Raw genomic sequence first — 20,525 nt, forward strand, 5'->3', positions numbered from 1 at the left:
GCGCGTCGGCTCAGCGGCCCTCGGTCCAAAGGTCGAGCGGCTGATGCTGCTCGTGGCGGATCACCGCGAAATAGCCGGCCACGGCCAGCACGACCCCGGCGATCAGGCCGCCCAGAAAGCCCGCCGGCGTGGCGAACCACAACGTCAGCACGGTCAGCGCGACGGCGACGCCGACGATCGACCAGCGCACGAAGACGCTGAATGCGTGATAGGTGCGCTCGTGCACCAGCAGGTCTTGATCTGATTGCGAGGGCGTGAAATCGGCCATGGCGGTTCCTCCGAAGTCTTCGGGAAAAACGCGCGGAGCCGCCTGAGCGACGCGACCGTGGGCAAAGAAAAAGCCGGCGGCTCCGTGGGAGCACGCCGGCCAATCTACGCCCTTTCGGGCCGCTCGTCAGTCCTGGTCGATCAATCCTCGACCTTGGCCAGCTTCGGCGGAGCGCGAAGCAGGAAGGCGGGAATGTCGTTGCCGAAGCCGACGACGCGACGGTCGTCGTCGTCCTCGCGGGCGCGAACCGGCTGCACGCCGCGAACCGGCATCGGCGGACGCTCGCGCGAGGGACGGGGAGGCGGAGCCGCTTCCTCGACCGGGCCGGCCTCGGCGGTCTGCACGGCGGCGCGATCACGCGAACGCTCACGGCGCGGCTTGCGCTCGCGCTCGGGACGCTCGGCGCGTTCGACGGGAGCTTCCGGCGCGGCTTCGACGGCGGCGGTTTCGACGACTTCGGCCTCGGGAGCCGCTTCGGCGCGCTCGCGACGGCCGCGGCCGCTGCGCTCGCCGCGTTCGCCACGCTCGCGGCCCGGACGCTCGCCACGACCGCGGCGGCGGTCGCCTTCGCGCGGCACGGTGACGGCGTTGGTGTAGTCGACGTCCAGAACCTCTTCCTCGGGCGTCTGGCCGATCAGCTTGATGACCTTGTCGAAGCCCTTGTCGTCGGCCGGGGTGACCAGCATGTAGGCCTCGCCCGTGCGGCCGGCGCGGCCCGTGCGGCCGATGCGGTGCACGTAGTCGTCGGCATGGTGCGGAACGTCATAGTTGAAGACGTGGCTGACGGCCGGAATGTCGAGGCCGCGGGCGGCCACGTCCGAGGCGACCAGGATCTTCAGCGCGCCCGAGCGGAAGTCGGCCAGGGTCTTCATGCGCTGGCTCTGGTCGAGGTCGCCGTGGATGGCGGCGGCGTCGAAGCCGTGCACCTTCAGCGACTTGGCGACGATGTCGACTTCGGTCTTGCGGTTGCAGAAGACGATGCCGGTTTCCGGCGCGGCCTTTTCGATGACCGTGCGCAGGGCCAGGCGCTTGGCCTTGGGATCCGAGCTCGGAACCTTGATCAGGCGCTGGGTGATGTTGGCGTTGGTGGTGGCCGGCTTGGCCACCTCGATGCGGACCGGATCGCGCAGGAACTGCTTGGTCAGGCGCGTGATTTCCGGCGGCATGGTCGCCGAGAAGAACAGGGTCTGCTTCTTGGGCGGGGTCAGCTTGAAGATGCGCTCGATGTCGGGGATGAAGCCCATGTCGAGCATGCGGTCGGCTTCGTCGACCACCAGGAACTGCACGCCGGTCATCAAGAGCTTGCCGCGCTCGAAGTGGTCGAGCAGGCGGCCCGGCGTGGCGATCAGCACGTCGACGCCGCGGTCGAGCTTCTTTTCCTGGTCGCCGAACGAGACGCCGCCGATCAGCAGCGCCCACGAGAGCTTGGTGCCCTTGGCGTACTTCTCGAAGCTGGAGGCGACCTGGTCGGCCAGCTCGCGGGTCGGCGCGATGACCAGGGCGCGCGGCATGCGGGCCTTGGCGCGGCCCGAGGCCAGCTTGTCGATCAGCGGCAGGGTGAAGGCGGCGGTCTTGCCGGTGCCGGTCTGGGCGATGCCCAGCACGTCCTGCCCGGCGAGGGCGACGGGGATCGCCTGGGCCTGGATCGGGGTGGCGGTCGTATAGCCGGTGTCGGCGACCGCTTGAAGGGTCGTGGGCGAAAGCCCGAGGTCTGAAAATTCGGTCATGTCACGCTGGTCTAGCTCGGAGCCGCCCGTGCTTGGGCGAGCGGGCGGCGCGGATTCGCCAGACCTGCTCCGAAGGTGCGGATAAATAGGCGCAATCGCCGCAAAGTCAATCTTCGCGGGGCCTGCCGGGCTTTGAGATGGGGCGCAGGATCACAAGATCAAGAGCGAGCGCCGCCCCGATCCTTCCCCCGAAGGACCAGACCAGGACACCGGAGCCGTCGGCATCGTCCTGGCGGGGCGGCGCTCGTCTTGGCGCCGCCAAAGGGGAGGAAGACGGCGCTGATGAATTACTACTAGATCGGTATGGATTCGATCGTCCCAGATTTTCTGATGTCGTCGTCAGCTGTCGGGCTTAGTAGGGAGCGTGCTGCTCGGGGACGCGTGCGGGCTGCTTCTCAGCTTTCCTGGCAGGTTGCGTCCGTTCCATCTCGCCGCCGATCCGCTCCGTCGGCGCTGGAGCCGGACGCGACGGCGAGCTCGGCTCGAACTTCAGCATAAGCAGACGGGCCATGCGGATCTCCTCGAAAGCGTGCGGGGCAGGGGTCTCTCAGTTACGCTCGGCGACGGATTTCAGATTGGACAGTCCCGTCTCGAAATCGCGCCCGATCATCCTGTCCATGTTGAACACCAGGCCCATGAGCCGCGAGACATAGGGCGCGGGCCCCGACATCGCCCAGGTCACGCGCGTGGCGTCGCCGACGGGCTCGGCGGTGAAGGCGGCGGTGTTGCTGGCCTTGAACGGCTTGTCGAAATCCAGGGCGATGGCCACCTCGCGGTTCGTCGTCGAGACGACGCGCATGCGGCCGGCTCCGGCCTTCTTGCCGACCCAGGCGTAGGTCGCGCCGACGCCGCGCTCTGCGCCGCCGTAGGTGCGCTGCATGTCGGCGTCGAGCGCCTCGTAGGGCGACCAGGCGCGCCAGGCCTTGAAGTCGGAAATCTGCGCCAGAACCGCCTCTGGCGGAGCGTTGACCAGCACCGAGCGCTCGACCCGGAAGGTCGGCGGGCGCAGGGCCGCGGCGACAAGCAGGCCGGCCACGGCCAGCACCACGACGGCGGCGAGGATCTTCAGCATCGAGAACTCCATGGGCGAGGCCCGTTTCGGGCCGTTCGCGACAAGGACGTTTCGGGGATCAGCCGTCCGACACCGCGGCGCGATTTTTCTCGCCCTCGGCCTGCAGGCGATCGAGGTGCTGGCGGATATGGGCGGCCTCGGCCGCGCCGCCGGCCAGGGCGATGGCCAGCTGGAACGCCTCGCGCGCGTCGGCGTCGCGGCCAAGCTGCAGGTTCAGCGCGCCCCGCAGGCCATGGAAATGAAAGTAGCCGGCCAGGCGCTCCTCCAGCGGCGCGATCATCTCGAGCGCGGCCTGGGGGCCGGCCACCTTCGAGACGGCGACCGCGCGGTTGAGGCTGACGACCGGGGAGGGGGTCATGTGCTCCAGCGCCGCATAGAGATGATCGATCTGCGCCCAGTCGGTGTCCTCGGCGCGTTCGGCCCGGGCGTGCAGCGCGGCGATGGCGGCCTGGACCTGATAGGGGCCCGGCCTGCGATGGCGCATGGCCTTGTCGATCAGCGCCAGGCCTTCGAGGATCATCGACCTTTCCCAGAGGGCGCGGTCCTGGTCTTCCAGCAGCACGATCAGGCCGTCGGCGTCCAGTCGCGCCGGCGTGCGGGCGTGCTGCAGCAGCATCAGCGCCGTCAGGCCCATGACCTCGGGCTCGGCGGGAAAAAGCCCTAGCAGCAGGCGAGAAAGGCGCAGCGCCTCGTGGCAAAGCGGGCGGCGCGCATCGGCTTCGGAGCCGCCGGCCGAATAGCCCTCGTTGAACACCAGATAGACCATCGCCATCACGGTCAGCAGCCGCTCGGCGCGCTCGGTGGGATTGGGCGCCTCGAACGGCGTGTCGCCCTTGGCCACGCGGGCCTTGGCGCGGGTGATCCGCTGTTCCATGGCGCTTTCGCCGACCAGGAAGGCGCGGGCGATCTGGCGCACCGACAGCCCCGAGACGATGCGCAGGGCCAGGGCGATCTGCTGGGTGGCCGGCAGGTCCGGGTGGCAGCAGACGAACAGCAACCGCAGAATGTCGTCGCGATAGTCGGCGCCGTCCAGCCGCTCGGCCAGCGCGGTTTCGGCGTCGTCCAGTCCGGCCGCCAGGTCGGTCAGGACCTCGTCGGACGGCAGGGCGGTCTGGCGACTTCGCCGGCGTCCGGCGTCGACGCCGCTGTTGCGTCCCACCAGGATCAGCCAGGCGGTTGGATCGCGCGGCGGGCCTTTTTCCGGCCAGGACTTCAGCGCCCGCAGGCAGGCGTCCTGATAGGCTTCCTCGGCGGTGTCCAGATCGCGAAAATAGCGCAGCAGGGCCGCCATCGCGCGCGGACGGGCCGAAACCAGCGCGGCGTCGATCCAGTCAGGGTCGTTCACGGGCGCGCTCCGTGAACGCCGTTCGATTTCCAGAAATCGCTGACAGGCCGAATTTCGTAGCAGCCGCCAGGGTTTGCCGCCGCAAGCTCACGCGTCGCGGCCACGGCGTCTTCAAGGTCTGTGCAATCGGCCAGATAGAAGCCCAGCAATTGCTCCTTGGTCTCGGCGAACGGACCGTCGACCAGCAGCGCCGACAGGCTCAGGCGGCCTTGGCCGGCCAGGTCGTCGCGAACCACGCTCAATCGCGCCATCACGGCCTCGTCATGCGCCGGGCTCCATGCGCCGACGACGTCTTCCATGTGATAGCAGAGAATGGCGTACAGCATCGCGCGGCTCCGACGGCCCAAGCGCCGTGAGCCTAGGACGCCGTCGTGAGCCGCAGGCCGACATCGGCCACGAAGAAAATACGCTCTGTGGCGCACAGAGGCCGTCGCCGTTGACCCGGTGGACGTTGTCACGGGTCACAATTAATGTCCCGAAAAGCGCCAGTTGATGTCCGTTTTTCTGTGTAACCACCTTGTCTCATCCAGCCCAATAATTGTGACGGTCAGAGTTTGTGTCCATCACGTTGTGGCTGCGTGTGGACGCCCAAAAACGTCAAAATTTCTGTCCTCCGGCGTGGGACACAGATTTGATGAACTTTGTATCTAGCCAGTCGATCGCAAGCGGCATTTGGTTATCGGCGATCGGAGCCGTCGATTGCCAAAGCTTTCTGCCGCAGATCGTGAGAGCAAATTGCGCACCCGCTTTAGGGTGGCGCTGGCGTTCGCACAGGGCGATTTGAGCAGTTGCGATTATGGCGAAGCTGCCATCGCTCTTGGAATTTCAGCAAAGACTGTGCAGCGCGACATAAAACGGCTGTTGAAGGCGCCCACGTTTGAGGAGTGGCGACCAGAGAAGCGTGGGCCCAGGAAGGGCAAGCGGCGTACCTTGCCGGCAGTCTATGCGGTGATTGAAGAGAAGGTATACGCCGAAGCATCCAAGAAACTAAATGTTGCAAAGCTTGGCCGCGACCTTGATCATATTCTCCATAACCAAGGATTTAACTCAGTCGACATACCGTCTTTATCAACATTGGAACGTATCGTTGAAGATATTGAAGCTGCAGATCACTCACATTTCGCGCTTCGACGACATGGGCGAAAGGGGCGTCGCGAACACAGCCTCCAAGATGGCTCTTTAAAAACAACGCGGCCCTTGGAGGTCGTTTGTATTGATCACACGCCTCTAGATCACCGCACATTCTCGCTAGGCGATGAAGACGTCAGCATCCGGCCTACCGCCACTGCTGTGATTGATGTTCATACATCTGTATGCTTGGCCGCTTTTGTCTCGCTCTTTCCACCAAGTGCGACAACCGTCGCGCTCGCAATGGCGCTGAGCGCGATCCCAAAAACTGAGATTCTGCAGGCCTATGGCCTTCCGGGCGAATGGGAAGCGGGTGGCCTTGCGGAGACGCTTTATGTCGACGGTGCCACAGAACTGAACTCCGAGGCGGTGCAATGGGGGTGCATAGAGCACAACATCGTGCTGCGGCCCGCTTGGCCAGGCCTGCCCGAACGGCGCGGGCTGATGGAGAGATTCTGGGGAACCCTGACCAGTGAAATCCACAACTGGGAAGGCACAACTTTATCAAACACAGAAGAGCTGAAACGACATGGTGGTCAGAAGCCTCCGGCTTGGAACCTTGAGGAGGTGCAACGGAGGTTCCTGATCGCTGCCATGGAATATAATAACGAAAATTATGATGGTCCAAAAATTCCCCCAATCATGCAATGGCGTGAATTGGCGTCACTTGCAGCGGTGAATCGGCGCATCCCTAGAGATCCGGCAAAAGTATTCATCGACTTCTTGCCCTATAAGACCCGCGAAATAACGTTTGAGGGCATAAAGTTTGAGAACTGCTTTTATCGATCGGGAGAGCTAGCGAAACTGCGCTATGAAAACGTCAAGAGCACAACGATCCGATATGATCCGCGTGACGTGAGGCAGATCTGGATAGAGGTTGAGCGTAGCTACGTGGCCATCCCCCGTACCTATCCTAAACAAGCGCCCTCCGAGCTCTTCGCGCTACGTCGTTGGGGTAAGCGACGATCGCAGATCGCCCAGGAAAAAAAGGACTCCGAACTCCTGCGAAAATTGGCGGCAGCCAAGGAACGTAGGTGGAGTGCATATTTCGGTTTGGACACGACGCGCGATGAGGAGCCCATTCCATTTGGAGGTGGCCCACCGGAACGCGATCACGATCCGTCTGCGCCATCAGCGCTGTCGTTCCTGCCGCCGGAAACTCCTCCAATACCCCAGGTGCCTGGCAAACCTCCCAGCGACACGCTGGGACCCGATCTGCCACCGAACTTTTCGATTCCGAGTTTCAAGCCCCGCCTCAAGTAATGGAGGTCGACATGCGCGCGAACATCATCCCGCAGGCCGCGCGCCTTCTCGAGGCTACGAATGCGACGCGCTTCTCGTTCATTGAACGGGACAAGGTCATCGAGACGCCCATCTTCAATCTCATTCAAGCGCGGCTTGGTGAGCTGGTCGCGCACCATCGGGTCATCCGGCCGCCAAATCTTGCGATTGTGGGCGTGTCCGGCATCGGGAAAACCCACGCGATCACTGATTTCGTTGAGCACCGGAAGCCCCGCCGTTCCCCTGACGGACGATTGAAGGTCCCTGTACTGCATGCGCAGTATCCGCCTCTCACGGACAGCCGCTGGCTCGCCAGGGCGCTCGTCAAGAAGCTGGGCTATCAACTGGCGCTGCCGCGCGGCGACATGGCAATATTCGAGCTTTTGGTCGATCTGCTCGAAGAGGCCGACACCCGGCTCATTATCATCGAAGAGCTCAACCAACTCGTCGACTGGCCGCGCGCCCAGGTGCGGGAATTCTACGGCGTAGCTCGCTGGCTATCCAACGAGTCTCAAATTCCAATTGTTCTGTCTGGCACGGACGAGGTGCTCGATCTCATTGATGGCGATGTCCAACTGACCCGCCGATTTGAACGCCTGCAGTTGCCGCCTTGGAAGCTGGACGAGACATTCGCCGGCTTCGTGAGTGCATATCTCCAGACCATACCCCTGCGTAACGAAACGCTGATTGACCGCAGCTTTATCGAGCAAGTTCACGAAGCAGGGCAGGGGATCACCGACACGACGGTGAAGATCCTCCAACGTGCCGCCAAGCGGGCCATTCTCGATGGCACCGAGTTGATCGAGTCGCGTCACATAATCAGCGACGCGACCCTGCCTCCGCCTACGGCTGGGAAGCGCTTGGTGGCGCGGCGCGTCAAGCGTCGGCGCGCCGCTTGAGAGGGGCGTTCGCTTATGCGCCAACGCCGGCACCCGACGAACTGCTAGGGTCCTGGATCCACCGCGCAGCCCTTGGTCATGGCGTTAGCGGAAGCGCTTTTCTGCAATCTGATCCCGGCGATGTCGACTGGTCGATTGACGAAGAACTGCTGCGCTGGCTGTCCCGCGGCTCTGGGATATCGATTTCGACTCTGTTGTCGATGACCATTCCTCAACGGGCGCCCGAGGCAAAGCGCACGGATTTCGCTATGGCTGCAGGACCCGTGTTCCCAGGATGCCATGCCTTTTGCCCGAGATGCGGCGTGCAAGATCGCCTAGTGCACGGCGAAGTCATTCTTGCTCAAGCAAATGCAGGTCGATGGCGAATGTCGTGCGAAATGCACGGTTTGTTGCTGGATGGGGCCGACGACGAAGATGAACTGACGCCCGCATCCAGCCGCAGGTGGAGGAGGCTGTTAAACGGTCGGCTGCCTGCCGGCCGCGAACTTGAGGCGCCTGCCTTTGTTCTCGCTTTTGAGCGAGCTACGCGAGGAGCAGAGCGAGGGCGTTCGCCCAGCGATCTATGGTGCGTGACGACGCCAGGCGCTTTTCTACAGATCGCCCGCCTGGTTTCGAGTTTCGCGCTGCTGCGTCAGAACTACGGCTCGTATGATGGCTCTGCCGCTGGCGCTGTCCTGGGAGGACGTCTGTCATATCGGATCGGCAGCAATTCATTTGATCCGGGCATTATTGATCGGGCGCGTACGCGTTCGCGTGTCAGGGCGCTAATTGCGACGGCCATGCTCATGCTGAGCCCCAGGGGCGCGGCAGTCTTGCGCCTGTCGGAGTGGCCCATGATCAAGGATCAGATTACGTGGCGACGCCCCTCGATCACAGCGTGGCAAGCGGCCTTGACCCCATGGCATTGGGCAACATTGGATATGATCGCGCGTCACGTTTCTGATTGGCCCTCTGAACTGCGCAGGTCTGTGCAGGAGATGACGGCCGAACGGATTATCTCGACGCCATAGCCGCTTGAAGCGGTTGCATGAAGATCGGCGAAGGCTTTCGTAATTTCGCTTGATCAGGAAGGGGCGTGGGATTCAGAGTCCTATCCATGCAACAGCAGGCTAGACGAGCATCGTTCGCTGATGAGGGGCGTATCGCCTTGTCGGTTCGCTTGCCTCGCACTCTCCATCGACGCATGCGGGAAATCGCCCTGCGGCGGGATGTGAGAGTGAACGATCTCTACCAGGAGACGCTGGCGAGCTACATGGATAGCGGTCGCGCCCGTCCGGTGCTTCTTTTCTCGCCTCCCGCTAGCGCCCAACCTGTAACCCTTTGGTTTGCCCCCGACTTCATGGCTAAGTTTCGCGGAGCCATTGAGCAACACGATTGGCTGCCCGGTAGTTTGGTGCTTACGGCGGTTGTCGAACAGTTTGGCGCCGATCAGTTGCTAGAGGCCGGCTAGCCTCAGCGCTATTGCACCTGTGTGGGACGCCTATAGCGTTTGCGCGCGGCCAGCGGCGACTTCCCCAAAGACCGATATAGCGTCGATCGAGCGACACCAAGCGTGCTCGCTACTTCAGCCCCCGTCGTCTCTGGGTCTGCGAGTAGTCGCTTGGCGTGACCGAGTTGCTGAGGAGACAGCTTGGCCGGGCGTCCACCTAGTCGGCCGCGCGCTTTCGCTGCGGTCAGGCCGGCAAGCGTTCTTTCGCGTATGAGGTCGCGCTCCATTTCGGCCATCGCAGCCATGACGTGGAAAAAGAAGCGACCGGCAGACGAGCCGGTGTTGATACCGTCCGTCAGACTCGCGAACTGAATACCGCGCTTCTCAAGCTGCGCCGTGAATTCCACCAACTGGCGGACTGAGCGACCCAGGCGATCCAGTTTCCAGACCATGAGCGTGTCGCCGGCGCGCAGGTGCGACAGCGCTTCAGTCATCCCAACGCGATCGCCTCGGCCACCGCTAGCGTGGTCGCTGAAGATCCGTTCGCAGCCGGCGTTGGTGAGTGCGTCGACCTGGAGATCGAGCCGCTGATCCGCCGTAGAGACGCGTGCGTAGCCTATAAGCATGCTCCATTGTCTCAAATCTCGTGCCGGCCGCCAAATGCCGGCGTTTGATTTCGCGACACTGTTTTAGGACCCCTCACGTTGAGGTGAAGATAGGGGAGGGGGTCTCTTATCGGCTGGGTCCTGATAACCAGCGTTTTTCGGACGCCACGGATAAGCAAAGCTGCGCCCGCGCGCAGATGCCCTTTGGAATGTCCGCTTAACAGGTTGGCCAAGGCGCGGTTCACTTTAAAGAACGCGCTCTTCAATTGCCTGGTAGGTGGTGCGCACCTTGGCAGCGAAGCCGAGCTTGCGCGACAGAGACCCATCGAGGTGGCCGAAGAAGGGGTTGGCCAGCGGTTGGGACGAGGAGGCCATCGGCGCACCGAGCACCTGCATGATCTCGGAGATCGTCATCGGCGCCTCGTCGACTAGGTTGACGACTTGCTTATCCATCACGCCCTTCACTGCCAGCTCGACCGCGGTGTGGATGTCCCGGTGGTGCAGCATGCTGAGCCGGCTGGCAGGGTGCCACCCGAACATCTCCACAAGCTTCGGGATCGACTGGATATGGCCGTCGGCGTCCCCATAGACGAAGCCGAAGCGAAGGATGACCCAGTTCAGGCCACTTTCGCGCAACTCCAGTTCAGCCGCGACCTTGCTGGCCGGATAGGGCATCTGCGGCGAGGTCGCATCGCCCTCACGCGCAGGATGGGGGGTATCCTGATTGTAGACGAGGCCGGTGCTGGCCATAATCAAACGGGCCCCTGGGGCGTACGCCTTGGCGGTGTTGATCAGGTTTCGCGTCCCCTCGACATTGGCCTTCCAGATGTCGTCGGGATTGGGGGTGCGCAGCACGGCGGCCAGGTGGATGATGTCGGAGACGCCGTCCAGCGCTGTCTTGAGCGAAGCAGGATCCAACAGGTCAGCCTCAATGGCGGTCACGCCATCGGGCAGGGACTTGCCGCCCCGAACGATGGCGCGGCACGGCAAGCCCGCCGCGACCATGCGCTTGAGGAGGCGTGAGCCTACGAGGCCGGTGCCGCCAGTGACCAAAATCGTCATTTGGATGGGCCTTCTTCAATATGGTTGTGGAGTCGTTCGGTCGCGGTGCGCAGCACACGCGTGACCGTCTCGAGCGTGGCGTCGTCGACGCCCACGAAGGCGATTTCGAGAATCTGGGCGATGGGATCGGGCAACTCGTCCCACAGTGCGCGACCGGCGGCCGTGAGGGTCAGGACCCGCTGGCGTTGGTCGTCAGGATCGGGCGCCTGATCGATGAAGCCCTTGCGAACCAGCGCCCGGACGACCTCGCTCAGCGTTGGCTTCTCGACCTGAAGCAGGGCGGGAAAGTCGCGCTGGGGCGTGGGCCCGTGGTGGGCGAGCTGAAAGAGGACGTACCACTGCGTGGAGCCGAGGTCGTAAGGCTTCAGGATCCGCTCGATCATGGCGCGTGCGGCCAGATGGTATCGCTTGGCCCAGGCGCCAGCCGATGCGTGGTTCGAGATTTTCATCTGCGCCTCAATCGTTCGGTGCCGAACGATATAAGTTCGGCACCGAACGAAATGCAAGTCCGCGCCTCTAGAAATCGGTAGGGGACCTCACTCCTTTGAAGCGACGGCGCTGAGTTGGTTCGGTCGATCAGACGCGAGCGGCGCCGATCAGCCCATCGAGCCAGGCCTGGTGGGCATTGAGCATCGGGTTGGGCGTGGTGGCGGCCAGGTCGCGGGCCGGTTGGCCGTTCTGGGTCTCTTGGGTCAGGACTCTGACCCGTCCGCCCGGCAGGTCCTCGATCAGCCAGGCGTGATGGACGTCTAAACGCTGCGATGCGTCACCCTCGACCCAGCCTTGCCAGGCGATACGCGCCGGCTGGCCGGCGGCGGGCGGAACGTGCTCGACCACCTTGCCTTCGACCAGGAAGCCGAAGGTGGTGAAGCCAAAGTGCGCGCCGGCGCTTAGCTCGGGGCCGGGAACATCGTGGAACACGATGTCGGCGGCGTTGGCATAGTAGCTCGGCCAAGCCGTGGCGGTGTTCAGATAAGGCCAGATCTCAGCGGCGCTGAGACCGGCGACGATGACCTCGTTGGAGACGAAGTTGTCTGTCGTCCCGGGCAGGTAACCCTCGGGCCAGATGATCGCGTTCATGATGCTCACTTGATGTTGTCCGCTGGCCGGGCGGATGGGGGTGACGTCCCTGGACGGGGTCCTAGATGCAGCGTACGGCCTTATAAGGCCAATCGTGTTTCGAAATTCAGGTCATAAGAATGCGTGATGTCAGGGCCCTTGATCTCAACCTCCTTCGCGCGCTCGACGTCTTGCTCGACGAGCGCAGTGTTACGCGCGCCGCCGATCGACTGGCGCTGACCCAACCGGCGGTCAGCGGCATGCTGGCGCGCTTGCGCGAGAGCTTCGAGGACCCGTTGTTCGTCCGTGGCCGACGCGGCGTCGTGCCGACCCTGCGGGCTTTGGAACTGGCCGAACCCGTCAAGCGCATTCTGGCGGAGGCCGAAGCTCTCCTGCAGCCGGTGCGCTTCGATCCGGCCTCGGCCAGCTTCACCCTGACCCTTGCGGCGACCGACTACGCCCTGGAGGCGATCGTGGCTCCGTTTGTGACCGCGCTGAGGGCGCGTGCGCCAGGCGTGGTGGTTCGGGTCCGGCCGTTGGATGACGATCAGATCCTCGATCAGTTCGAACGCGGCGCCGTCGACCTGGCCTTCATGACGCCCGACAGCACGCCGGGGGAATTGCACGCCCGTCCGCTCTTCGACGAAGCCTATGTTTGCGCCTTGCGGGCCGATCATCCGGACGCAACTTCATCGACCCTGTCCCTCGACCGGTTCTGCGCCTTGGACCATGCGCTGGTGTCTTATTCAGGTGAGCCGTTCCAGGGCGTGACCGATGTCGCCTTGGCTGCGACAGGGCGCCAGCGGCGGGTGGCGCTTTCGGTGACCAGCTTCCTCATCCTGCTGAAGGTGCTGCGGACCACGGACCTGATCGCTGTGGCGCCCAAGCGGCTTTTGGCCGACGCGGAGGGCCTGGTGTTTCGCCAGCCTCCCGTGCCGATCCCTGGCTTCACGAAGGTGGCGGCCTGGCACGAGCGCACCCATCGTGATCAAGGCCATCGCTGGGTTCGCGACCTCCTGTTCGAGGTAAATGCGACGATCCCAAGCCCGCCCTGCGAGGTCTTTGAACCCCGGTAGATCCGAACGCCGAGAGGCAATGTCGGGCAGGCTCCGAAGTCCGCGGCTCCTATGGCCGATGGAGACCGCCGAGATCGGGTGTGGGCTGGCGGGGATCAGCCGCCGAAACCCGCGCTGTTTGGCATGGTCTCGGCGGCCCTTGTAAAGGGGGGCGACTACGACTGACTGTCGAGCTTGAACAGTCCCGTGAACAGCTCGGGCCGATTGTAGTGGCCGGCCGTGTCGTGGGTCATCTTCGGGATGATGACGTCGCTCAGATCGACCTCGGCGTAGATGATCGGATCGTCCTGGCCCGTGCCATCCGCGATCATGCGGCCGACCGGATCGAAGATCATCGCGCCGTGCTTGGCCGCGCGTTGCTCGAGCAGGTACTCCCGGTCTTCGGGGCGGACGGCCACGGCATCGATGTACGCCATGGGAATCCGCAGCACCGAGCTGAGCACGAAGCACTTGAGCCCATAGGCCAGGCCGGCCGAAGCCGTCTTGATGGCGTGCGCCATGGGAATGGGCGGGCCGAAGTAGGAGGGCCAGGAGGCGACGTGGACGAGGGGATAGCTGCGCGCTGCGGCGTAGATGCCGAGCGGATTGGAGTTTTCGCCGCAGATCAGGCTCGAAACCGGGCCGAAGTCCGTCTTGAAGGTGTTGTAGTAGCCCGTGGTGCCAGGCGCCTGGACCTGACGCTCGCCGGTCGTCGGGACATACTTCTGATGCTTGCCGGCGATGACGCCGTCGCGCGTGATGTGGACCTGGGTGTTGAACATCGTGCCTGACGTACCCGGGTTGCGCTCGTTGACCCCGACGACGGCGTTGACGCCGGCCCTGGCGCACGCTTCGGCGACCGCCTGGATGTGATCGCCGGGGATCTCCACCGAGTTGAGGAACAAGCGCTTGTCGAGTTCGCGGGCGATCGCCCCCTCGCTCAGGGTCTCGTACCAGTTGGGATAGGCCGGCAGGAAGTTTTCCGGAAAGGCGATGATGTCGGCGCCCTGGCGGCCGGCGTCTGCGATCAGCTCGCAGGCGCGCGCCGTCGCCGCGTCGAGGTCCAGGAACACGGTCTCGGCCTGCACGGCCGCGACCTTGATACGGCGGAAAGTCTGTCTGCTGGTCATGTCTTCTGTCTTTCGGATCTTGTCGTTGTCTTCGCCCCTACTGCGTCGCGACGGATCTCGGCGAGCAGATCCGCGCTCAACGCGGCCGAGGCCGGATCCGCAAGGCCAAAGGTCAGGCCGATGCGGATCCATGGGTCGGGGGAGGCGGCGGAGAGGGCGCGCGGACGCGCCCGCGCCTTTCGGATCAAATCTCCTCGCCCTTCCAGGCCGCCACGCTCGGATCGTCCGTCCGGGGCTTGCCGGCCTTCCACTCACGCAGGCCGACAATAACACCCAGCAACGCCACGCCGCCGCCGATGTAGTGGAAGCCCTGCAGCTGCTCGCCGAGGAACAGCCAAGCCAGCACGGCGACGACGACCGGGATCAGGTTGATCGTCAGGGCCGTGCGCGCCGCGCCGAGCCGGTTGATCCCGACCATCCACAGCAACGGCGCCAGCAGGGAGGCGGGGATCGCCGCGAAGAGGATCAGCGGGATGTTCTGCGCGGTGACGGGCGAGATCGGTCCGAGGGCCCAGATGGGAACCAGGATGATCGTGGCCGCCAGGATTTGCCAGAAGAGCGATTGCCACAAGGGCAGGGGGATCGACCAGCGCTTGACCAGGACGCCATAGAGGGCGTTGGCCAGCACGGCGATCAGCATGATGCCGTCGCCCAGGTGGAAGCCGCCGTTGACCAGGTTGGCGAAGTTACCGCGCGAGGTGAGATAAAGCAGGCCGCCGATCGAGATGATCCCGCCGACGACCCGCGCCGTGGTCAGCTTTTCCGACGCCAGCACGCTGGCCAGCAGGGTCGAGAACAGCGGCATCAGCGCCAGGATCACGCCCATGTTGACCGCCGTCGTGGTCTGGGCCGCGACGTAGGCCAGGCACTGGTAGATCACCATCCCGAAGAAGCCCAGGATGATCATTTCCTTCCAGTAGGGCTTTACCGCCTGCCGGTTGGCCCAGGCCTTCGGCGCGATGAACGGCGTCAGGACCAAAAGGGCGAGAAGCCAGCGATAGAAGGCGATCGAGCCTGGTGCGATGACGTTCGAGGCAAGCTTTGTGACAACCGCATTGCCAGACCAGATCAGGACCGTGGTCAGCGGGGCGATGATCGCCCAGTTGGCGGCCGACGCGCGGCGGGAGGTGATGGCGACTTTCATTGGACTGCAACCTGTTACAGCCCGCGGTGCGCGACTGCGGGCATGACAAAGAGCGCCGCCAGCCTGATCGTCAGGCGCTGCGGATGGACTCTTTTTGGTCTTCATCCGCTTCTCGCGATATAGTGAGTATCGGACATCTGGTAGCGAGTTTCAGGCCATGCCCGATCAAGGCCGCATCGACGGCGACCGACCCCTGCCGGTCTCGTTTCGAACCGAGCGCTTCCACAGCGGCACGGCCTTCCCGCGCAAGCGCCAGCCCTGGGCCGAACTCAACTACGCCCTCTCAGGGGTCTGCGAGATCGAGGTGGCGGGCACGCGGTATCTCTCGCCGCCGGCCTACGGTATCTGGATCCCGCCGCAGGTTGAACACGAGGCCTGGAACCGGGAGGAGATGACCTACGTCACCGTCTATGTCGACGCAGCGCTCTGCGGAAGCCTGCCGGCGAGCGTGCGCACCATCGCGCTGAGCCCGCTGCTCAAGGCGATCCTGGCCGACTTTGCCGCCCGCGGAGTGACCAGCCCAAAAAGCGCTGAAGATCAGCGGCTGGCGCTGGTCCTGGTCGACCAGATCGGCCTGGCCCCCCGTTACGACACCTACCTGCCGGTGACCGACGATCCGTTGGTCGCGCGCGTTGTCGCCGCGCTCGACGCCAACCCTCAGGATAGACGCTCGCTCGCCGAATGGGCCCGAATGGCCGAAGTCACCGAGCGGACCTTGTCGCGCCGCTGGCGCGAGGCGACGGGCATCACCTTCAACGAGTGGCGGCAACGGCAGAAACTGGTCGTCGGCCTGTCTCTCCTCAAAAGCGGACTGCAGGTGCAGCAGGTCGCAATCCGGCTCGGCTACAACGATGCTTCGGCTTTCATCGCCATGTTCAGGCGCCTCACCGGATACAGTCCCAAATCTATAAGCAATTTTTGAGTGGCTTCGGTGGAGCTTACTAAAGCTGAGTGTCGACCTCTAACCAGCGCGCATAGGCCCTGACATCAATCATCGGGACCGTGGCGATTTCTTGTAGTCGGGCGATCAGTTCAAACAAGAACGCCGTCGCCGGCTTCGCAATCGGCGTAAGGACGCCGCAACCGTCGCCGTCACAGCTGAAGAGCCCATGCGCCGCTACGCAGCCAAGGTCGAGCTTCCCGTCCGTCGGGCCATCTGCTAGCGCTTTCAGCAATGGGGTGCCCAGGCCCGGAGACCAGTCGCTTTCGAAGGTGAGCAGACCGCCGAGAATGTGTTGCAGCGGCTTGGGCGGATAGACGCCGCCGGCATGGGGGATGGGCAGGCTCGTCCGGTGCAGCCGCCGCACGCTGGCGACCTTGTTCTGCGCATAAGTCACCTGGGACGCGTTGATCGCCTGTTTGGCCTCGAAGGCGGCGTAGACGCTTTCGGCCGGGATGATGGTCTGGCCCTGGTACTGGAAGATGAACGGGGAATATTGGCGGTCGAAGACCACGACATCGATCTGTTCGCTGAAGGTGCCCGAACTGTCGACGACATGAGCCGTCGTAGCGCTGTAGCGCTTGGGCAAGTAGGTTTGCAGCAGCTCAAGCCAGACCGCTTCGCTGGCGTCACCCTTGGTTCCGGGGTGACCGAAGGTGCGACGCACCGTGGCCAGCTTCTGCTGGATGTCATCGTGCAGGCCAGACAGCAGATGCGATAGGGACCATTCGCTCATGACGCGTTCCAACTAGGCTGCTGCGGTGTCTTTGAAGGGAGGCGTAGGTGCCATGGCGCGGGCAATCTCCAGCGCGCGGCCGGCCTCAATGGGCTTGCTTGGGTAGGCGTCGAGCACGATCGCCGGAAGGAGTCGCTGGGTAAGGTCGGAGAAGGTGAAGCCGAAATCCCGCATGCCCCGCTGCGGCCCGGTTGCGGCCACCAAGGCCTCAACCTGTGTGGCACCGAGGCCGGAGAGCCGCGTGGTTAGGATGTGACGACGCTGCAGATCGCTCGGACGCCCGAAGCTCAGGATGTCGGCAGCGCGGCGGCGGACGGCGGGGTCGAGGGCGCTGAGCCGGTTAGTGCACATGATGATTGCCGCGGGAAGCTTGGCGTTCGCTAGCCGATCGACACCCCGGATAAAGGCGTTCACCCCGGCGCGGTCCTCATGGTGCATCTGCGCGGACTCCCGCGACTGAGCGAGCGCATCAGCCTCGTCCACTAACAGAATCACCGCTCCACGCGAGCGCCCGGACGCGCCCTTCAGCTTACCCGCTTCCTCGACGGTGAAATCGAAAGCAGCTGACAGAAGTTGCGTCATCTCGCCAACACGGCCCTGGCCACGCGTGGACAGGCTGAGCGGGAACAGGGTGATGTCGATGCCTTCTTGGCGGGCCACCGCATCGCCGATGGTCTCCGCCAGCTCCGTCTTCCCGGAGCCGACGTCGCCGGCCAGGACGACCAGGGGCGGCCGGCGAAGGACGGCGTCCAGGAGTTGGCCGGCGTCCTGATGATAGCGACGCGCCCAGGTCTCCAGTCCCGCCGGGTTGACCAGCAGGCCGAGGATCTTTGTCAACCGGCTCTTCTGGTCGTCGAGCCCGATAAGACGGGCGAGGCGGGCTTGGGGTTCGAAGTCGGGGAAGGATTGGCGACGTTCGAACAGTTCGTCGATGCTGGGCTTGGTGTTCACGAATAGCTCCGAACGCTGGAACGGTTGAGGGCGCGCCCCCCCGACGAATAGGTCCGGTCGTCGATCAGGTAGCCGTTGATGGACGGTTCAGTCGCGTTACTGCGCGAGAAGGGCAGGCAGGCTTCGAACGCGGTCTGCTGCGCCGAAGTCAGAGCGTGGTAGGCGGCGCTGTAAGTCAGGTAGCTATGGAAAGTCGCGCCCTCGATGTTCGCCGACGCCCGCAGTTTCCCAGGGTCGTCGTCACCGGACGACGCCCCCAAGAGATCCTTGGCCGTATAGCGCAACGTCGGCTCGATCCATTGATCGTTGCGCTTGAAGCCGTAGCTGACCGTGCCGAGGTAGCCGGCCTTCAGTAGTTCGACCACTTCGGCTTCGAACTGGCCGATCCGTTCATCGGTGGGCTTACCGTAGAAGCGCTGCATCCGCTTCAGGTCGGTCGCCACCTTCGCCGCCATGTGACGGGCGTGGGTGACGGTGAAGGTGGAGCTTTCGGAGATGCTGTAGCTGCTGGACATGCGTGCCTCAGACTTGGAAGGTCGAGCCGAAGACCTTCTGCCAATAGGCGACGGTCAGGGTCTTATTGGGTGCGGCCAGGGCCGCGTCGATTGCATCCCCGGCGTCCATGGCCGCCTCCACGATCGCGTCGGCGTTGGCCTGGGTGTAGAGGCGGGCGACGTTGTTCTCGGCGTTCACCGGGTCGATGATCTGGACCGTGTCGCTGGAGGCCTTGATTGTCGATAGCGGATAATAGTCGCTAAAGGCGATCCGCTCGCGCAGATCGCTGCGGGCGACGTAGGTGAAGAAGTGCTGGAGCGCTTCTGGATAGTCGGAGAAATCCAGACCGTCGTCGCAGAGCTTGGCTAGGACCATCTCGATCATGAACGACTTGAAGCGGAAACCGTCACGCTCCTGCTTCATCCGACGCGCCCAAAACTTCACCAGCCGGACGACCTGCGAGAAATGCTTCTCCTGCTGCTTCTTGCGCTTACCGGTGAACTGCAGGTGTAGCGGGATGCTGGTCTTCAGAAGGGAGCCGTCATCCTGGCTCACCAGGTTGCCATACCAGTCCGGGTCGCCATCGTAGAGGATCGGCACCACATCCACGTCGAGCCCGCTCCCGCGGAACGACACGGTCACCGAATAGGTCTGGGGCTGAACTTGATCCGGTGAGAAGTTCGGGAAGGCCTTGCGAAGGCGCTCGGCGAGGTAGGTCAGCAGCGCTGCAGTGCTGCGCGGCGCGTCGGCGCCGCTGATGTAGCAGGCGACGTCGATGTCGTTCAGCGTCCGCAGGGCGGTGCCTTTGGCGAGGCTGCCGGAAAGCATCATCTTCTTCAGCGTGAAGTCGGGATGCTCGTCGAGGTAGCCTTCCAGCTTTTCGCGGAGCCGGCGCGCCTGGGCGCGGTACTCGTCGGCCTTATCCTTCGGCAGATTCACGCGCTCGGCGGCGAACCGCGCGATGTCAGCGTGGGAAACATGTTCGCGGCTCATTCGCCCCCTCCAATCCCCCGGCCAGGACTTGCACCTGCGGCAGAATGCGTGGATCGTAGAACACGACCCATCTCGAAACTATGTGGGTATCGTGTTTATACCCGTCAAGAGACGATAGGGGTGTTTTTATGGGCGAAAGTGCGGATCGGCGAAGCTGGACGCTCAACCGGCGGCTGGAGTTCGTGGAGTGGAAGCTGTTCTGGGAAGGACGGCTTAATCGCAATGACCTTGAAGAGATGTTCAACATCTCCACACCGCAGGCTTCGGTGGACCTGCGCCACTATCGCGACGTGGCCGGGGAGAACATCGAGTACAACGCGACGGAAAAATCCTACCTACCGACCAAAGACATGCGGCCTCGCTTCCTTCGCGTCTCGGCCAATCGCATCCTCCTTCAGCTCAGGGCTTTCCTGACGGGCGCGCTCCAGCGTGAAGACCTTTGGTATCGGGACCTCCCCGCCGTCGACATGGCACCTGACATCGTGCGCCACGTCGATGCCGACTTGTTGCGCGCGATCCTAATCGCCATTCGGTCGCGGCAAGCGGTAGATGTTCGCTATCAGTCGCTCACTAGCTCTAGGTGGCGGGCTATCGCCCCGCATGCCCTGGCCTTCGATGGCTACCGCTGGCACCTGCGTGCTTGGTGCTGTGAGCGATCGGACTTCCGCGACTTCGTCCTGACCAGGATCGACGAGCTTGGGGTCATGAGGCCTGTCGACTATGACCCTGAAGATGATGTCGAGTGGACGACGAAGGTCACGCTCAAACTTTGTCCCCACGCCGGACTGAGCGAAGAGCAGAAGCAGGCGATCCAGCGCGACTACAGCATGGTCGACGGCTGTCGCGACATCGAGGTGCGTCTATCGATGGCCTACTACTTCATCATGCGGATGAATCTCGACCTGAAGGATCTGCCGCCCGCGCGAGCGCAGATTGCGCTTCAAAACCTTGAGGAGGTCCAGGCCGCAATTCAGGAGGCCAAAATCGCCTCTAAGGAGCGTGTCGAGGCGCGCCTTTCCCGCGCATAGGAGGGGCTTTCAGGCGGCACGGATCGAAGGTCTGACGGTCTCTTTGGCATCAGGTCCATCCATCTTGATGCGCGGATGTCTGCTCTCCGTAAAGGTTCCATCGGCACCCTAGACTTATCGCGGGCGTTGGGAAGGTCTGCCGCTTGCCGGTCAAATGCTGAGGAGAGGCGATCTTCAA

General features: G+C 63.6%; 21 protein-coding genes. 6 read left to right on the top strand and 15 right to left on the bottom strand.

What is annotated here, in order from left to right:
* Window positions 1-10 precede the first annotated feature (10 nt).
* The 5 genes from G5B46_RS02255 to G5B46_RS02275 form a co-directional block, all read right to left on the bottom strand.
* Entirely contained in the window at window positions 11-268 is a 258-nt protein-coding gene (locus G5B46_RS02255) for an aa3-type cytochrome c oxidase subunit IV (RefSeq protein ID WP_165255683.1), read from the bottom strand.
* Between the two features lie 140 nt (window positions 269-408).
* On the bottom strand, window positions 409-1,995 hold the full coding sequence (locus tag G5B46_RS02260) for a DEAD/DEAH box helicase (RefSeq protein WP_165255684.1): 1,587 nt from the start codon (window positions 1,993-1,995) through the stop codon (window positions 409-411).
* Between the two features lie 547 nt (window positions 1,996-2,542).
* Window positions 2,543-3,067 carry an SRPBCC family protein gene (locus G5B46_RS02265; RefSeq protein WP_165255685.1) on the bottom strand — a complete coding sequence of 175 codons (525 nt, stop codon included), beginning with the start codon at window positions 3,065-3,067 and terminating at the stop codon, window positions 2,543-2,545.
* A gap of 58 nt (window positions 3,068-3,125) precedes the next feature.
* Complete coding sequence (locus G5B46_RS02270) at window positions 3,126-4,412, bottom strand: RNA polymerase sigma factor (RefSeq protein WP_165255687.1); 1,287 nt, start codon at window positions 4,410-4,412, stop codon at window positions 3,126-3,128.
* Window positions 4,409-4,738 carry a YciI family protein gene (locus G5B46_RS02275; RefSeq protein WP_165255689.1) on the bottom strand — a complete coding sequence of 110 codons (330 nt, stop codon included), beginning with the start codon at window positions 4,736-4,738 and terminating at the stop codon, window positions 4,409-4,411. Before G5B46_RS02275 ends, G5B46_RS02270 begins: the two co-directional genes overlap by 4 nt.
* A gap of 373 nt (window positions 4,739-5,111) precedes the next feature.
* On the opposite strand from G5B46_RS02275, the gene G5B46_RS02280 reads away from it, so the two are divergent.
* The 3 genes from G5B46_RS02280 to G5B46_RS02295 all read left to right on the top strand — a co-directional run bounded on the left by G5B46_RS02280 (window position 5,112) and on the right by G5B46_RS02295 (window position 9,170).
* Window positions 5,112-6,803 carry a Mu transposase C-terminal domain-containing protein gene (locus G5B46_RS02280; RefSeq protein WP_165255690.1) on the top strand — a complete coding sequence of 564 codons (1,692 nt, stop codon included), beginning with the start codon at window positions 5,112-5,114 and terminating at the stop codon, window positions 6,801-6,803.
* Window positions 6,804-6,814: 11 nt separating this feature from the next.
* Window positions 6,815-7,720 carry a TniB family NTP-binding protein gene (locus G5B46_RS02285; RefSeq protein WP_165255692.1) on the top strand — a complete coding sequence of 302 codons (906 nt, stop codon included), beginning with the start codon at window positions 6,815-6,817 and terminating at the stop codon, window positions 7,718-7,720.
* 1,216 nt (window positions 7,721-8,936) lie between these two features.
* The gene (locus G5B46_RS02295) at window positions 8,937-9,170 is read left to right on the top strand and encodes a hypothetical protein (protein WP_165255696.1); all 234 of its coding nucleotides are present in this window, start codon (window positions 8,937-8,939) and stop codon (window positions 9,168-9,170) included.
* Window positions 9,171-9,178: 8 nt separating this feature from the next.
* On the opposite strand, the gene G5B46_RS02300 is transcribed toward G5B46_RS02295, so the two are convergent.
* The 4 genes from G5B46_RS02300 to G5B46_RS02315 form a co-directional block, all read right to left on the bottom strand.
* Window positions 9,179-9,775 carry a recombinase family protein gene (locus G5B46_RS02300; RefSeq protein ID WP_165255698.1) on the bottom strand — a complete coding sequence of 199 codons (597 nt, stop codon included), beginning with the start codon at window positions 9,773-9,775 and terminating at the stop codon, window positions 9,179-9,181.
* A 225-nt stretch (window positions 9,776-10,000) separates the two neighbouring features.
* Window positions 10,001-10,816, bottom strand: a complete 816-nt coding sequence (locus G5B46_RS02305) for an NAD(P)-dependent oxidoreductase (RefSeq protein ID WP_165255700.1) — start codon at window positions 10,814-10,816, stop codon at window positions 10,001-10,003.
* A complete protein-coding gene (locus G5B46_RS02310) occupies window positions 10,813-11,265 on the bottom strand; it encodes a MarR family transcriptional regulator (RefSeq protein WP_165255702.1) in 453 nt (150 codons plus the stop codon). The genes G5B46_RS02305 and G5B46_RS02310 overlap by 4 nt, the downstream gene beginning before the upstream one ends.
* A 127-nt stretch (window positions 11,266-11,392) precedes the next feature.
* Entirely contained in the window at window positions 11,393-11,896 is a 504-nt protein-coding gene (locus G5B46_RS02315) for an SRPBCC domain-containing protein (protein WP_205691428.1), read from the bottom strand.
* Window positions 11,897-12,015: 119 nt separating this feature from the next.
* Here G5B46_RS02315 and G5B46_RS02320 point away from each other — a divergent pair, with 119 nt between their 5' ends.
* Window positions 12,016-12,951: a LysR family transcriptional regulator gene (locus G5B46_RS02320; RefSeq protein ID WP_165255705.1), complete on the top strand. Its 936-nt coding sequence runs from the start codon at window positions 12,016-12,018 to the stop codon at window positions 12,949-12,951.
* A gap of 155 nt (window positions 12,952-13,106) precedes the next feature.
* Here the strand turns inward: G5B46_RS02320 and G5B46_RS02325 are convergent, their stop codons facing one another.
* Both G5B46_RS02325 and G5B46_RS02330 read right to left on the bottom strand, forming a co-directional pair.
* The gene (locus G5B46_RS02325) at window positions 13,107-14,060 is read right to left on the bottom strand and encodes a nitrilase-related carbon-nitrogen hydrolase (protein WP_165255707.1); all 954 of its coding nucleotides are present in this window, start codon (window positions 14,058-14,060) and stop codon (window positions 13,107-13,109) included.
* Window positions 14,061-14,244: 184 nt separating this feature from the next.
* Window positions 14,245-15,204, bottom strand: a complete 960-nt coding sequence (locus G5B46_RS02330; RefSeq protein WP_165255708.1) for a DMT family transporter — start codon at window positions 15,202-15,204, stop codon at window positions 14,245-14,247.
* A gap of 157 nt (window positions 15,205-15,361) precedes the next feature.
* Here G5B46_RS02330 and G5B46_RS02335 point away from each other — a divergent pair, with 157 nt between their 5' ends.
* A complete protein-coding gene (locus G5B46_RS02335; protein ID WP_165255710.1) occupies window positions 15,362-16,126 on the top strand; it encodes a helix-turn-helix transcriptional regulator in 765 nt (254 codons plus the stop codon).
* Between the two features lie 19 nt (window positions 16,127-16,145).
* On the opposite strand, the gene G5B46_RS02340 is transcribed toward G5B46_RS02335, so the two are convergent.
* Genes G5B46_RS02340 through G5B46_RS02355 form a run of 4 tightly spaced genes read right to left on the bottom strand, consistent with a single transcriptional unit; the run spans window position 16,146 to window position 19,319 of the window.
* Window positions 16,146-16,880: a DUF6602 domain-containing protein gene (locus G5B46_RS02340; protein WP_165255712.1), complete on the bottom strand. Its 735-nt coding sequence runs from the start codon at window positions 16,878-16,880 to the stop codon at window positions 16,146-16,148.
* 12 nt (window positions 16,881-16,892) lie between these two features.
* Window positions 16,893-17,831, bottom strand: a complete 939-nt coding sequence (locus G5B46_RS02345) for an AAA family ATPase (RefSeq protein WP_165255713.1) — start codon at window positions 17,829-17,831, stop codon at window positions 16,893-16,895.
* Window positions 17,828-18,346, bottom strand: a complete 519-nt coding sequence (locus G5B46_RS02350) for a hypothetical protein (protein ID WP_165255715.1) — start codon at window positions 18,344-18,346, stop codon at window positions 17,828-17,830. Before G5B46_RS02350 ends, G5B46_RS02345 begins: the two co-directional genes overlap by 4 nt.
* Window positions 18,347-18,353: 7 nt before the next feature.
* Window positions 18,354-19,319, bottom strand: coding sequence for a CBASS oligonucleotide cyclase (locus G5B46_RS02355; protein ID WP_165255717.1), 966 nt, complete (start codon window positions 19,317-19,319; stop codon window positions 18,354-18,356).
* Between the two features lie 128 nt (window positions 19,320-19,447).
* On the opposite strand from G5B46_RS02355, the gene G5B46_RS02360 reads away from it, so the two are divergent.
* On the top strand, window positions 19,448-20,347 hold the full coding sequence (locus G5B46_RS02360; RefSeq protein ID WP_205691429.1) for a WYL domain-containing protein: 900 nt from the start codon (window positions 19,448-19,450) through the stop codon (window positions 20,345-20,347).
* Window positions 20,348-20,525 lie beyond the last annotated feature (178 nt).

The organism is Caulobacter sp. 602-2, assembly GCF_011043625.1.
GTDB lineage: Bacteria > Pseudomonadota > Alphaproteobacteria > Caulobacterales > Caulobacteraceae > Caulobacter.